9 protein-coding genes are annotated in these 12,791 nt (G+C 71.5%); 2 read left to right on the forward strand and 7 right to left on the reverse strand.

What is annotated here, in order from left to right; all coding sequences use genetic code 11:
- Nucleotides 1–9: 9 nt before the first annotated feature.
- Genes SNE35_RS04585 through SNE35_RS04600 form a run of 4 tightly spaced genes read right to left on the reverse strand, consistent with a single transcriptional unit; the run spans nucleotide 10 to nucleotide 5,579 of the window.
- Nucleotides 10–2,028, reverse strand: a complete 2,019-nt coding sequence (locus tag SNE35_RS04585) for a sensor domain-containing diguanylate cyclase (RefSeq protein ID WP_320421684.1) — start codon at nucleotides 2,026–2,028, stop codon at nucleotides 10–12.
- 12 nt (nucleotides 2,029–2,040) lie between these two features.
- Complete coding sequence (locus SNE35_RS04590) at nucleotides 2,041–3,069, reverse strand: sensor histidine kinase (protein WP_320421685.1); 1,029 nt, start codon at nucleotides 3,067–3,069, stop codon at nucleotides 2,041–2,043.
- 51 nt (nucleotides 3,070–3,120) lie between these two features.
- A complete protein-coding gene (locus tag SNE35_RS04595) occupies nucleotides 3,121–5,229 on the reverse strand; it encodes an ATP-binding protein (protein ID WP_320421686.1) in 2,109 nt (702 codons plus the stop codon).
- Nucleotides 5,220–5,579 carry a DNA-binding transcriptional response regulator gene (locus SNE35_RS04600; protein ID WP_320421687.1) on the reverse strand — a complete coding sequence of 120 codons (360 nt, stop codon included), beginning with the start codon at nucleotides 5,577–5,579 and terminating at the stop codon, nucleotides 5,220–5,222. Before SNE35_RS04600 ends, SNE35_RS04595 begins: the two co-directional genes overlap by 10 nt.
- A 117-nt stretch (nucleotides 5,580–5,696) precedes the next feature.
- On the opposite strand from SNE35_RS04600, the gene SNE35_RS04605 reads away from it, so the two are divergent.
- Nucleotides 5,697–6,443: a response regulator gene (locus SNE35_RS04605; RefSeq protein ID WP_320421688.1), complete on the forward strand. Its 747-nt coding sequence runs from the start codon at nucleotides 5,697–5,699 to the stop codon at nucleotides 6,441–6,443.
- Here SNE35_RS04605 and SNE35_RS04610 read toward each other — a convergent pair.
- The 3 genes from SNE35_RS04610 to SNE35_RS04620 all read right to left on the reverse strand — a co-directional run bounded on the left by SNE35_RS04610 (nucleotide 6,440) and on the right by SNE35_RS04620 (nucleotide 11,112).
- The gene (locus SNE35_RS04610; RefSeq protein WP_320421689.1) at nucleotides 6,440–8,464 is read right to left on the reverse strand and encodes a C1 family peptidase; all 2,025 of its coding nucleotides are present in this window, start codon (nucleotides 8,462–8,464) and stop codon (nucleotides 6,440–6,442) included. The genes SNE35_RS04605 and SNE35_RS04610 overlap by 4 nt on opposite strands.
- Nucleotides 8,465–8,538: 74 nt before the next feature.
- Nucleotides 8,539–10,080: a methyl-accepting chemotaxis protein gene (locus SNE35_RS04615; RefSeq protein WP_320422356.1), complete on the reverse strand. Its 1,542-nt coding sequence runs from the start codon at nucleotides 10,078–10,080 to the stop codon at nucleotides 8,539–8,541.
- Between the two features lie 213 nt (nucleotides 10,081–10,293).
- Nucleotides 10,294–11,112 (reverse strand): hypothetical protein, encoded by an 819-nt coding sequence (locus tag SNE35_RS04620; RefSeq protein ID WP_320421690.1) that lies wholly within the window; start codon nucleotides 11,110–11,112, stop codon nucleotides 10,294–10,296.
- A 107-nt stretch (nucleotides 11,113–11,219) separates the two neighbouring features.
- Between SNE35_RS04620 and SNE35_RS04625 the strand changes: the two genes are divergently transcribed.
- Nucleotides 11,220–12,683: an aminotransferase-like domain-containing protein gene (locus SNE35_RS04625; protein ID WP_320421691.1), complete on the forward strand. Its 1,464-nt coding sequence runs from the start codon at nucleotides 11,220–11,222 to the stop codon at nucleotides 12,681–12,683.
- Nucleotides 12,684–12,791 lie beyond the last annotated feature (108 nt).

Genomic DNA, 12,791 nt, shown 5'->3' on the forward strand with positions numbered 1-12,791 from the left:
CCCGCCCCCTCAGTGCACCGCCGCGCCTTCCGGCCGGTGGCTGCGCACGCGGTTGCGGCCGGCCCGCTTGGCCTCGTAGCAGGCCGCGTCGGCGGCGGCCATCACCGCGGCGATGTCGGGCAAGCTGTCGTCCATCTCGACCACGCCGATGCTGGCGCCCACCTGCAGGGTCAGGTCTCGCCAGGGCAGGCGGAAGGCCGCAATGCGGCTGCGGATCTGCTCGGCCACCGCCTCGGCGGTGGCGCGGTCGCAGCCGGCCAGCAGCACGGCGAACTCGTCGCCGCCCAGCCGCGCCACCGTGTCGCCATCGCGCACGCGGCTGCCCAGCAAGGTGGCGACGTGCTGCAGCATCGCATCGCCGGCGGCATGGCCGGCGCTGTCGTTGACGGCCTTGAAGCCGTCGAGGTCGATGAACAGCGCCGAGGCCGGGCCGTGGCGGCGCCGATCGTTCAGCAGCGCATGCATGCGCGCCTCGAACTCGCGCCGGTTCACCAGCTCGGTCAGCGGATCGTGCGTGGCCGACCAGGACAGTTGCTCGCGGTGCTGGCGCTGCGAGGAGATGTCGGCCACCAGCCAGATCACGCCGGCCTCGGGCGTGCCGGCGTTGACGGCCGCACCCTGCAGCGCGGCCCAGAAGCGCCGGCCGTCGCGGCGCTGCAGCTGCACCTCGTCGGAGAAGAGCTGGCCGGCGGCCAGCGCGGCATCGGCCTGCGCCATCAGCTCCTCGCTGCCCGGCCCGCCGGGGAAGATGATCTGCTGCGGCGCGCCGACCAGCTCGGCCTCGGTGTAACCCAGCAGCTCGCCGAGCCGGCCGCTCGCCAGCTCCACCCGGCCCTGGCGGCTGATCGCGATGCCCACCGGCGCATTGCGCATCACCGCGCGCAGCCGCGCCAGCATCTGGCGGCCGTCGCGCTGCACCGCCGCGCGCTCGACCAGGACCTGCCGGAACACCGCCGACAGGCGCCCGATCTCGCCGCTGCCCACCGGCCAGCCGGCATCGATCGGCAGGCTCTCGTCCAGCAGGCGCCGCGCGCGGCGCTCCAGCAGGCGCATCGGCCGCAGCAGCCAGATCGTGGCCAGCAGCATCAGGGTCGCACCGGCGATGGCCACCAGCGCGCCGAGCCAGATCGCCTCGGCCCGGCCGCGCGCCGGGCCACCCAGCAGCAGATCGGCCGAGGCGACGCGGAAGACCATCCAGTTCCCCTCCGGCACCGCCGCCATGGCCACGAACTGGTCGCCGGTGCGCCAGGTCCAGGCCTGCGCTTCCATCGGCGAACCCTCGCTGCGCCAGCGGGCGGCAGCAGCAGCCAGGCGCGGGTCCTCGCCGACGTCATGGCGCAGCCAGGCAGGGTCCGGGTGCGAGACGATGCGGCCCGCGGCGTCGGTGATGATGGTCTCGATCGGGTCCTGGCTGAGGCTGCTGGCGCGGGTCGAGTCGGTCAGCACGGTATCGGTCTGCGGGCGCAGCACGCCGCCCAGCACGGCCACGACCTTGCCCGCGGCATCGCGCAGCGGCACGGCCAGCACGACGTGCAGCTCGCCGGCCGTGCTGCCGCCGTCGTCCATGATTTCCGAGACGGACAGCTCGCGCCCGCTGACCGCCTGCCGGAAGTAGGACCGGCTCAGCAGCGAGCGGCCCTCCAGCGCCGCGACGGTGGCGTCGTCGTCCCCAACCGCGGCCAGCACGCGGCCATCGCGCGCCGCGGCCACGAAGGCGTGCGGGAACAGCACGCCCAACACCGCCTGCTGCTTCAGGAAGGCGCGCGCGACGGCGCGGTCCGGCGCGGCCGCCGTGCGCGGCCACTGCATCGCCACCCGAGCGAGCGCCTGCTCGCGGTTCAGCAGCCTCGACGAGATCGTGCTGGCCACCGTGTCCACGTCCAGCGCCGAATCCTTGATCGAACTCTCGGCCCGCAGCGCCGTGTCGCGGGTGACGAGGAACACCGTCATGCCCACGCTCAGCGCGATCACCGAGACGGCCATCAGCGCGATGCGCAACTTCAGCGAACCGAACAGGGTGGCCATCATCGTCGGACCTCGTCAGGCAGGAGGGTGGGGATCGGTCACAGGTAACCGCAGGTGAACCGTCGTGCCCACGCCCGGCCGGCTCTCCACGTGGATCTCGCCCTGCATCAGCCGCATCAGCTGCTGCGCCAGCACCAGGCCGACACCGCTGCCCGCCACCGGGCCCTTCTCGCGGCCGAGGCGGTTGAAGGGCTCGAACAGGCGCGCGAGCTGCTGCGCATCCATGCCGATGCCGTCGTCGACCACGCGCAGCTGCATCAGGTCGCGGCCCGCCTCCAGCTCGATGCGCACCCGGCCGCCGGGCCGGCCGTACTTGATCGCGTTGCCGATCAGGTTCAGCAGCACCTGGCGCAGGCGCAGCAGATCGGCCAGCACGCGCAGGCCCTCGCCGCCGTCCGCCGGCAGCAGCCTCACGTCGGCGCGCTCGGCCAGCGGCTGCAGCAGGCGCAGCGCATCGGCGACCAGCGGCGCCAGGGCCAGCGGCTGGATCTTCAGCCGCAGCCCGCCGGCCTCGATGCGCGCGATGTCGAACAGGTCCTCGGTCAGCGCCTGCATGTGCGCGGCTGCCTCGACGATGCCGCAGACCCAGCGGCACGGCAGCTCGCCCCCTTCCATCTGCAGCAGCTGCGCGAAGCCGCTGATCGCATGCAGCGGCACGCGCAGCTCATGGCTCAGCTGCGTGAGGAAGCGCGTCTTGGCATCGCTGGCGGCCAGCGCCTCGTCGCGCTGCCGTCGCAGCTCCAGCACGAGCTGTCGAGTGCGCGCCTCGCTGCGGCGGGCCTCGCGCTCCTGGCGCAGCAGCCAGCCGCCGGCCAGCACCGCGCCCAGCAGCAGCACCAGCGCGAGCAGGCCCGCCAGCCAGGGCAGCAGCCCGGCGGGTGCGCCGAGCACCAGTTGCAGGCCCAGCACCGCCGCGGCGACGAGCAGGCCCAGCAGGGTCGCCAGCAGCAGCGCCACGCGGCGGCGCAGCAGGCCACGCGGCGTGGGCGCCGGCGCCAGCGCGTCGGCGATGGCGTCGGGAAGGGTGGAGGCCGGGGCTTGCATCGTGGCGCGATGCTCCGGCCGCGCCGCTACGCGGCGGTTACTTGCCGCGTTTCAACTGAAACCGTGGCGCGCCAGTGCCTCGGCGATGTCGCGCATCGCAAGCGGCTTGGACAGCAGCGCGCGGGCGCCGGCGGCCTTCACCCGCGCCTCCAGCGGCGGGCCGCCGTAGCCGCTCATCACGATCACCGGCAGGCCCGGCCGCAGCGCCTGCAGCTCGGCCGCCAGCGCGGTGCCGGCAAGCTCGGGCATGGTCTCGTCGGTCAGTACCGCGTCGAAGCGCTGCGGGTCGTCGCGAAAAGCCTGCAGCGCGCCCGCGGCGGAGCAGAAGCCAACCGGCTCGTAGCCCAGCTGCGCCAGCATCTCCTCGGCCGATTCGAGCAGCGCGGCCTCGTCGTCGACCAGCATCACCGTCTGGCCCTGGCCGCGCGGCATCTCGGCGTCGGCCGGGCGGGCTCCCGTCTCGGCCTCGCCCGCGTCACCGGCAATAGGCAGCCAGATCGAAAAGCGGCTGCCTTGGCCCGACGCGGTGCGCACGTCAAGCGCGCCGCCCATCTCGGCCACGATGCTGTGGACCACCGACAGGCCCAGGCCCGTGCCCTCGCCGACACGCTTGGTGCTGAAGAAGGGATCGAACATCCGCGCATAGACCTCGGGCGCGATGCCGGTGCCGGTATCGGCGATCGCCAGGCAGGCGAACACGCCCGGCCCGACGCTGCCGTGGCTCAGACGCAGCGCCTGCTCCAGCTCCGCGCATTCGAGGCCTACCGTCAGCACGCCGCCGTCCGGCATCGCGGCGACGGCGTTGGCGCAGAGGTTGCTGACGAGCTGGTGAACCTGCGTCGGATCGCCGCGCACCGCGACGCGGTTGGCCCGCAGGCTGGCGTCCAGCCGCACCGTCGCGGGCAGGCCCGGCGCCAGCAGCGCCAGCGCCTCCTCGGCCACCGCCTTCAGCGGCACCAGCACCCGCTCGCGCACGCTGCCGCGGCTGAAGTCGAGGATGCGCCGCACCAGCAGCCGCGCACGCTCGCCGCCCTGCATCACGCGATCGACGTGGCGGCGCAGCGCGCTGCCCTCGGGCGCCTCGCGCTGCGCCATCTCGCCGTGGCCGAGGATGGCGCCCAGGATGTTGTTGAAGTCGTGCGCGATGCCGCCGGCCAACGTGCCCAGCGCCTCCAGCTGCTGGGCCTGGCGCAGCTGCGCCTCCAGTTGCGCACGCTCGGCCTCGGCCGCTTCCAGCCGCGTCAGTTGCCGGATCAGCACGGCCATCGTCAACAGCACCACGCCGGTCAGCAAAACGGTGCGCACGGCCACCGTCACCAGATCGTCGCGCCAGGGCTGCAGCGCGCCCTGCACGTCGCGCGTGACGGCCAGGATCAGCGGCCGATCCGCCACCGAGGCGGCGACGATGAATTTCTCGCGCCCGTCCACCGGGCTGATGCGCCGCGCCACCGGCTGGTCCTTCAGCGCGACGACCTCGGGGAACATCGTGTCGGGCTTGATCACCTCGTGCACCGGGTGCCGCACGACGACGCGCCCGTCGTCGAAGGTCAGCAGCAGCGCGCTGTGCTCGCCCAGGCGGATCGCGTCGTAGACCTCGCGCAGGTCGTCCAGGGTGACGCTGGCGGTGACGACGCCGTCGAACTCGCCGTTGTGCTCCAGCCGCCGCGAGACGACCAGCGAGATCTTCTTGTCGGTGCGCGTGACGATCGGCGGGTTGATGAACAGGCCTTTGGCCAGGCCGTCGCGCTGGGCGATGAAGTAGGGCCGATCCGCCACGTGCGCCAGCGGCACGGAGCGCGTGCGCGAGCGGAAGCGCTGGTCGCCCTCGGCGTCGACCACGGTCAGCATGCTGACGTAGGGCGTCGCGCTGCCCCGCGAGGCCAGCGCCCGCTCGATCTCCAGGCCGGTCAGAGAGCGGCCGGTGCTTTCGTACCAGAGCTGCGTGTCGGTCAGCAGCAGGTCCACGGCCTGCAGGCTGCGCTCGGCCTCCTCGGACAGCGCCCGCGCCAGGTTGGTCAGCTCGCGCTCGGTCGATTCGCTCAGCTGGTCGTAGAGCCGCCAGGCGTCGTAGACCGATGAGCCGACGAAGGCGGCGATCACGGCCAGCCCCGTCGCCAGGATCCAGCGCCGCAAGCGCAGGCGCGGGTTCGCTACGGCCACCGCAGCGCCTCGGCGACGGCGGCGAGCAGTTCCTCGCGCGAACAGGGCTTGGCCAGCAGGCCCACCAGACCCAGCTCGCGCACCACCGGCGAGGCGGGCGGCAGGCTCGCGCGCACCTGGGTGGACAGGCCCAGGAGGCCCGCATCCGGCCAGGCGGCGCGCACGCGCCCCAGCAGTACGCGCGGACTCTTGCGCGGCAGGTCGATCACCACCAGCTCCACCCACCCTCCTCCAAGATCGGCGCCGAGCTGGTCCGGCGCCAGCTCGCGCGCGTCCGCGTGGCCCGCCGCCACCAGCCACTCCACCAGCAAGGCACGCAGCGGCTCGTCTTCGTCGATCACGATCACCATGCTGCCGATTGAACGGCCTGCCGGTGCGGCGATCATTTTGCTGCGCTACGGCTGCGTTTCAGCTGTAATGATGCGACACCGCTGAAATAACGCGTTACGTGCTAGCGTAGCTGCATCATGAACCGGCAAGCCCACATCCTGGCTGTTGACGACGACGCGGCGATGCGCGAGCTGATTGCCGAGTACCTCACCGAGAACGAGCTGCGCGTCACCGCGGTGGCCAGCGGTGCCGAGATGCAGCAGGTACTGGCCGAGCAGTTGGTCGACCTGGTGGTGCTGGACCTGCGGCTGGGCGGCGAGGACGGCATGACCCTGGCGCGCCGCCTGCGCGAAGGCAGCCAGATCCCGGTCATCATCGTCACCGGCAAGACCGAGGAGGCCGACCGCGTGATGGGCCTGGAGCTCGGTGCCGACGACTACATCACCAAGCCCTTCAGCCCGCGCGAGCTGCTGGCGCGGATCCGCGCGGTGCTGCGCCGCTTCGAGCTGGCGCGCGAGCTGCAGCGCCAGCCGCGCGGGCCCACGCGCGACGAACGCACGCTGCGCGCTTACCGCTTCGCCGGCTGGGAGCTGAACCTGCGCAGCCGCCGGCTCAGCTCGCCGGAGGGCCGGCGCGTGGAGCTGTCGAACGGCGAGTTCAACCTGCTGCAGGCGCTGTGCGCGGCGCCGCAGCGCGTGCTCTCGCGCGACCAGCTGCTGGACCTCTCGCGCCTGCACGGCGCCGAGGTCTACGACCGCTCGATCGACGTGCAGATCCTGCGGCTGCGCCGCAAGATCGAGGCCGACCCGGCCTTCCCACAGTTCATCCGCACCGAGCGCGGTGCGGGCTATGTGTTCGACACGCCGGTGGACGTGCTGGGCTAGGAGCCCCGCGTCATCTCGTCGATGCCGGCGCGGCGCTGGCGCAGCGACGAGGCCGAGTGCTGGAAGGTGATGTTCGGACCCGCCTTTGCGCTCGTCTTCGCGAAGGCTTTCGCGCCGGCCGATGCCGGCTGCAGCATGCGGGCGAAGGTCGCCTGCACCGTCGCCATGTCGTCGTCGAAGTCACCATGGTGGCGGGCCTGCGAGGCGCGCAGCGAGCCCTCCGGCTCGTTGTTCGGCGCCAGCACCAGTTCGCCGCCGCCGCCGTCCTTGAACAGGGCCACCAGTTCCGCGTCGCGCTCGATGAACTTCTGCATGCCCAGCAGCGGCACGCCGTCGCGCAGCAGCGGGATGCGCGGCTTCGCCTCGAAGGCATCGGACACCAGGTACAGCAGCGACTTGTTGTAGATGCGGGCGCAGTTGTCGTCCTGCTCGGCCTTGTCCGTCAGCGCGAACATCGCGAAGCGGCCGATCGCGCCGGCCTTTATCGCCGGCAGGTAGGCCTTCTTGAACAGGTCCACCGTGCAGGCCGGCGCCCACAAGGTGCAGGTCCGCACCTTGAGCCCCAGCGGGCCGGTCAGCCGCTGCAGCAGCGGCGCATGCAGGATCGATCCGGCGCTGTGGCCGACGACGTGGATCTCCAGCCCCGGCATCTTCGCGGCCAGCGCCTTCAGCTGCGCCGCCACCAGCCAGGCCGCGCCGCCCTCGTTGCTGGCGGCCAGGCCGTTCTCCTTCATCTCGTCCCACTGCAGCTTGCCGGTCAGCGCGCGGGCCAGCGGCTCCAGCGCGTCGTCGAGCCGGTCGAGCATGAAGTCCTTCGCCGAGTCGAGGAAGCCTTCGGGGCGGCGGCGGCGTATCGCGTCCTGCAGGATGTTGGTCAGCGTGGTCCAGTAGTCGGTGCGCCAGATGAAGGCCAGCGGATACACGCCCGAGGCCAGCAGCGCCGGCCGGTACTCGGCCAGCCGCTGCACGGCGGCCTGCTCGCCGACCAGGCCGCCGTGCGCGTACAGCAGCACGCGCTTGACCGGCCAGTCCTTCATCACGCGGGGCATGTCCTCGCTGAAGATCTGCGCCAGCTCCTGCTCGGTCGTACCGTACTCGCCACCGGGGCGCAGCTTGCCGTCGTTGCCGACGCTGACGATGTGAGGCCGCAGGTCCGCATAGGCGTAGGCGACCGACTGCGCCGCCGTCGCGGCATGGGCCTGGGCCGTGCCTTCGAGGCTGCGCAAGGTGACCGGCGCGCCGAGCCGCGCCACCCAGATGTCGGTGCCGTTGTCGAGCCAGTCGTCGTAGCTGATGTGGCAGAAGCCCTTGCGGCCCCAGTCCTTGCCCCAGGAGTTCTGAATCCAGAAGCCTTCGGCGTCGTAGGCGACGATCGCGAAGGCGTGGCCGCCGGTGATGTTCGGCGACTGCTCGATCAGGCCGTCGGCGCCGACGTCGTTCCAGCCTTCATGCACCGAAGCGGTCGCGTACAGCACGCCGACCTCGGCAATGGCCGCGTGCATCGCGATCAGGTCCTTGTGATTGACGCGGAAGTAGGCGCCCAGCGGCCGCCGCCGCGCGGCGGAGGTGCGCGCATCGGTCATGCCCTGCGGGTCCTTCTTGGCCAGTTGGTAGGGCCAGTCCTTCTCCGCGCAGACGCCGTGCTTGTGCCAGCCCTTCATCGCGCCGCGGGCGCTGGAGCCGGAGTAGTTCTCGCCGGGCCACTCGTCGTAGCGCTTGGCGTTCTCGTAGAACATCCGCGGGCTGACGGGGATCTTGTCCGACACGACGCGGCGGCGGATCAGCAGGTAGTTCGCCACCGTCGCGAGGCCGAAGCCGGTGCAGGCGCCTTCCTGGCCCTGGTCGAGCACCGGGACTCGGTACTTCATGTAGTCGGTGAGCGGCACGTGCGTCGGCACCTCGATCAAGGTCGGCACGTACATCAGGTCCCGAAAGTCCATCGTGTCGGGCCGCGCGTCGAGCTGACGCTTCACCGGGGCCGCTGCCTTCTTGCCCTTTGCCTTCGTCTTTGCCGTTGCCATGCTGCCTCCCTGTGATCGGGAAGGCGATCTTCGGAACCGGGGCGGCCCCGGTCATCACCTATTTTGTGGAGCGGCTAGCTCAACCTGAAAACACCGACCACCTCGTTGAGCCGCGCCGCCTGCTCGCGCAGGCTCTCGGTGGCCGCCGAGGACTGCTCGACCAGCGCCGCGTTCTGCTGCGTCATCTGGTCGAGCTGGCTGACCGCGACGTTGACCTGCGCGATGCCCTGGCTCTGCTCACCCGCGGCCATCGTGATCTCGCCGATGATGTCGTTGACCCGTTGCACCCGCGTCACCAGTTCCTGCATCGAGCCGCCGGCCTGGTTCACCAGCGCGGAGCCGGCCTCGACCCGTTCGACCGAGGCACCGATCAGCGACTTGATCTCCTTGGCCGCCTCGGCGCTGCGGCGCGCCAGCGAACGCACCTCGGAGGCGACCACCGCGAAGCCGCGGCCCTGCTCGCCGGCTCGCGCCGCTTCCACTGCGGCATTCAACGCGAGGATGTTGGTCTGGAAGGCGATGCCATCGATCGTGCCGATGATGTCGGCGATGCGGCGCGAGCTGCTGTTGATCTCTTCCATCGTCGCGACGACCTGGCCGACGACGGCCCCGCCCTCGCCCGCCGCCTCGGCGGCGGAACTGGCCAGCTGGCGCGCGGTGCGGGCGGAATCTGCCGTCTGCGCCACCGTGCCGGTCAGTTGCTCCATCGAGCCGGCCGTCTCCTCCAGGTTGGACGCGGCCTGCTCGGTGCGGCTGGACAGGTCGTGGTTGCCGCTGGCGATCTGCGTGCTGGCGGTGGAGATGCCATCGGCCACGCCGCGCACCTCCTGCAGCGCCCGCTGCAGCGCGCCGCGCATCGCGTCCAGCGCGCGCAGCAGCCGGCCGGTCTCGTCGCCGGCGTAGTGCGATTGCGGCGCGCCGCTGAGGTCCATGTCGGCGATGCGCAGCGCCATCTGCTCGGCATTGCGCAGCGGTTGGGTGATGCTGCTGGCGAGCGCCCAGGCCAGCAGCCCGCTGATCGCCAGGCTCAGCGCGGCGCTGAGGGCCAGCAGCCGCGTCGTGCGTTCGCGCAGCTCGTCGACGCGGCGGGCGCCAGCGTCCAGCTGTTCGCGCTGCGCGTCGACCAAGCGGCGCACCATCGCGAGATAGGCGGCCGAGCCGGGCTCGAACTGCTCGGTGAACACCTTCAGCGAGCCGGCCGAGTCACCCTCCTTCTTCAGCCGGTAGACCTCGTCGCGCGATGCCAGGTAGACCTTGCGCGCGGCGCCGATCTTCTCGAACAGCGCCTTCTCGGCGGGCGTGTCCATCTGCTTCTCGAGCTGCTTCTGCAGTTCGTTGGTCTGCAGCACGGACTCGGCGCTGGCCGGCGCGAAGTAGTCGGCCAGCGAGGGGTCGCTGCTCTTGGCGATGGCCGCGGCGCGCTGCACGCCACCGTAGACGTTCAAGTACCAGTCGCTGGCGCGGCGTTCGGCCAGCAGGTCGTTGCCGACCATGGTGTCGACCTCGGCGCTGACGGTGCGCAGCTGCGCGATCGCGAACAGGCTGCCCAGCAAGGCCAGCAGCAGCATCAGCCCCAGCACCAGCGCCAGGCGCTTGCCGATGGAGAACTTGTTCATGAAGTGATGGATCACGGTCGGCTCTCAGAGTTTGGAGAAGAAAGTTAGGACGGCCGGTTTGCGGCAGCGTTTGCACGGCGCGCACCTGCGTTGCAGCCGAAACCCCGGGTGTTTCAGCTGTAACCCGGGCTGCATGCACGCACGCTGCGCGGCCGGCAGCATCGGCAGCAAGCCAGGAACGACGCACGGGAGCCCCTCATGCCGGAACGCCGATCAACGCAGCCACTCGTCGAAAGGCAGCAGGACACGGCCGCCGGCCAGGTCCGGTGGCCGCCAGGTGATGGCCGACGCCGCCGCCAGGCAGCTGGGCGTCATGCCGCAGGGCGACAGCAGCACGCGTTCGCCCTCGATCCGCTCGCGCACCAGCGTCATCTCGGCCGAGGCATCGCCGCCGGGCAGGACTCTCACCGCGGGCAAGGCGTCCCCGCGGCCCTGCAAGCGACGGACCAGCGGCACCGCGTGGGTGACGAAGGCCGCGAGCGCGCTGCCCAGCCGCGGCGCGAGGAACATCACGGTCGTGGTGCCGAGCCGGGTGCATGGCGGCCCGCCGCCGGGCCCGCCGGCCACCATGGGCCAGCACTGCAGGGCCGGATCGGCCACGACGAAGATCAGCTCGCAGCGCTTGGCACACATCTCCAGCGCCAGGCACAGCCGGTGCGCGGGCTCCGCTGCGGCGGCGGGCAGCGCGCGGCCGCCCATCTGCTCGAAGGCGGCGACGATCAGCGGCGCGCTGGCCTCGGCCTGCTCGCTGCCACTGAGCGCGACGATGCCGGCCCGCACGCGCGGCCGCACGACCAGCGTCTTGCAGCCGGCCGCCACCAGCAGCGGCAGGTGCCGCCACTGCACCAGCGCGCCGGCCGCCAGCGAGCCGGCCCCTTCGGCCAGCACGCGGCCGACCGCCGCCGCCAGCGGCACCTGCTCGCGGCCCTGCGGCGCGCTGCCGAGCTCGCGGATGGCGGCCAGCGACGCGTGCCAGTCGGCAAGGCTCGGCGCGGCGGCGCTGATAGGGGTGATCGTGGGCGTATCGCTCATGGTCCGATGGTCGGGGCGGGCTCGGCCATCACAAAGACACAGACGGTCGGTCCGTCGAGGCATACAGTTAGTGCACCGAGGCCACGGCGCCTTCGGAGGACCCTGCGATGACCGGCATCCCTGCCACCGCCACTTCCTCGCCGCTGTTCGAGCAGCTCTTCAGCGACCTGGCCCAGTCGATCGCCGACGGCGTGCTGCGCCCCGGCAGCCGCCTGCCCTCGCTGCGCGACACCAGCCGCAGCCGCCGGCTGAGCATCACGACGGTCAAGCGCGCCTACCAACTGCTGGAGACCCAGGGGCTGATCGAGGGCCGGCCCAAGTCAGGTTACTTCGTGCGGGTGCGCCGCGTCGTGGCCGATCCGGTCTGCATCACGCCGCGGCTGGCCGATGCGGAGTCGCCGAGCGAGGAACAGGACGTCAGCCGCATCGTGCTGTCCACGATGAAGGCCATCAGCCTGCGCGATGCGACGGGCTTCGGCTCGCCCTTTCCGAACCCGGCCCTATTCCCCTGGCGACGAGTCCACCAGCGCATGGGCGAGGTGGCGCGGCGTAACGAGGTCTGGGATCCGCTGGACGACATCCCGCCGGGCCGGCCCGAGCTGATCCGCGAGATCGCGCGGCGGCACCTGCACAACGGCCTGGACGTCGACCCGCAGGAGATCATCGTCACCGTGGGCGCCACCGAGGCGATCCACCTGTGCCTGCATGCGGTGGCCCGGGCGGGCCAGGCGGTGGCCGTCGAGTCGCCCTGCTACTTCGGCGTACTGCAGGCGCTCGAGGCGCTGGACCTGCGCGCGGTGGAGATCCCGGCCGACCCGGTGGACGGCATCGACCTCGCGGCGCTGGAGGCGGCGCTGCAGCGCGAGCCGATCGCAGCACTCGTCTCGATGCCGAACTTCCAGAACCCGCTGGGCTTCGTGATGCCCGATGCGCGCAAGCGTGCGCTGGTCGAGCTGGCGCGGCGGCACGGCATGCCGATCATCGAGAACGGCGTCTACAACGAGCTGTACTACGGCGCCAGCCCGCCGACGACCTTGAAATGCCACGATACCGACGGCTCGGTGCTGCACTGCGGCTCGTTCTCGAAATCGCTGGCCGCCGGCGTGCGAGTCGGCTGGGTACTGCCGGGCCGCTGGCGCGCGGAGGTGGAGAAGCTGAAGTTCCTGAACACCGTCTCGAACTCCGGCATCGGCCAGATGTCACTGGCCCGTTACCTGGTGAGCGACGGTTGGGACTACCTGCTGCGCGGCGTGCGCAAGACGCTGGAGCAGCGGCGCGACATCCTGCGAGCGATGGTGATGCGCTTCTTCCCGGAGGGCACGCGCTGCTCGCAGCCGAGCGGGGGCTATGTGCTGTGGGTGGAGCTGCCCGGGCACGTGGACGGGCTGGCGCTGCACCGGCAGGCGCTGCAGGAGGGCATCGCGGTCACGCCGGGCCGCGTGTTCGGCACGGCCGATCGCTATCGCAACTGCCTGCGCCTCAACTACAGCTACGAATGGACGCCGGCGGCCGAGGCGGCCTTCCGGCGCCTGGCCGCCCTGGTGGCGGCGGCCACACCGGCGCGTACGTAGTAACTCTCGATACGGTTTGCACGTATCGAATTTGCATCGAAGCGGTGAAGAATTTGTAGAGCCCCCGCTACACAGGCGGCCGGCAGCAGATCACTACAAAGGAGATAC

Origin of the sequence: Roseateles agri, assembly GCF_034043675.1 — a bacterium.
Taxonomy (GTDB): domain Bacteria; phylum Pseudomonadota; class Gammaproteobacteria; order Burkholderiales; family Burkholderiaceae_C; genus KK5.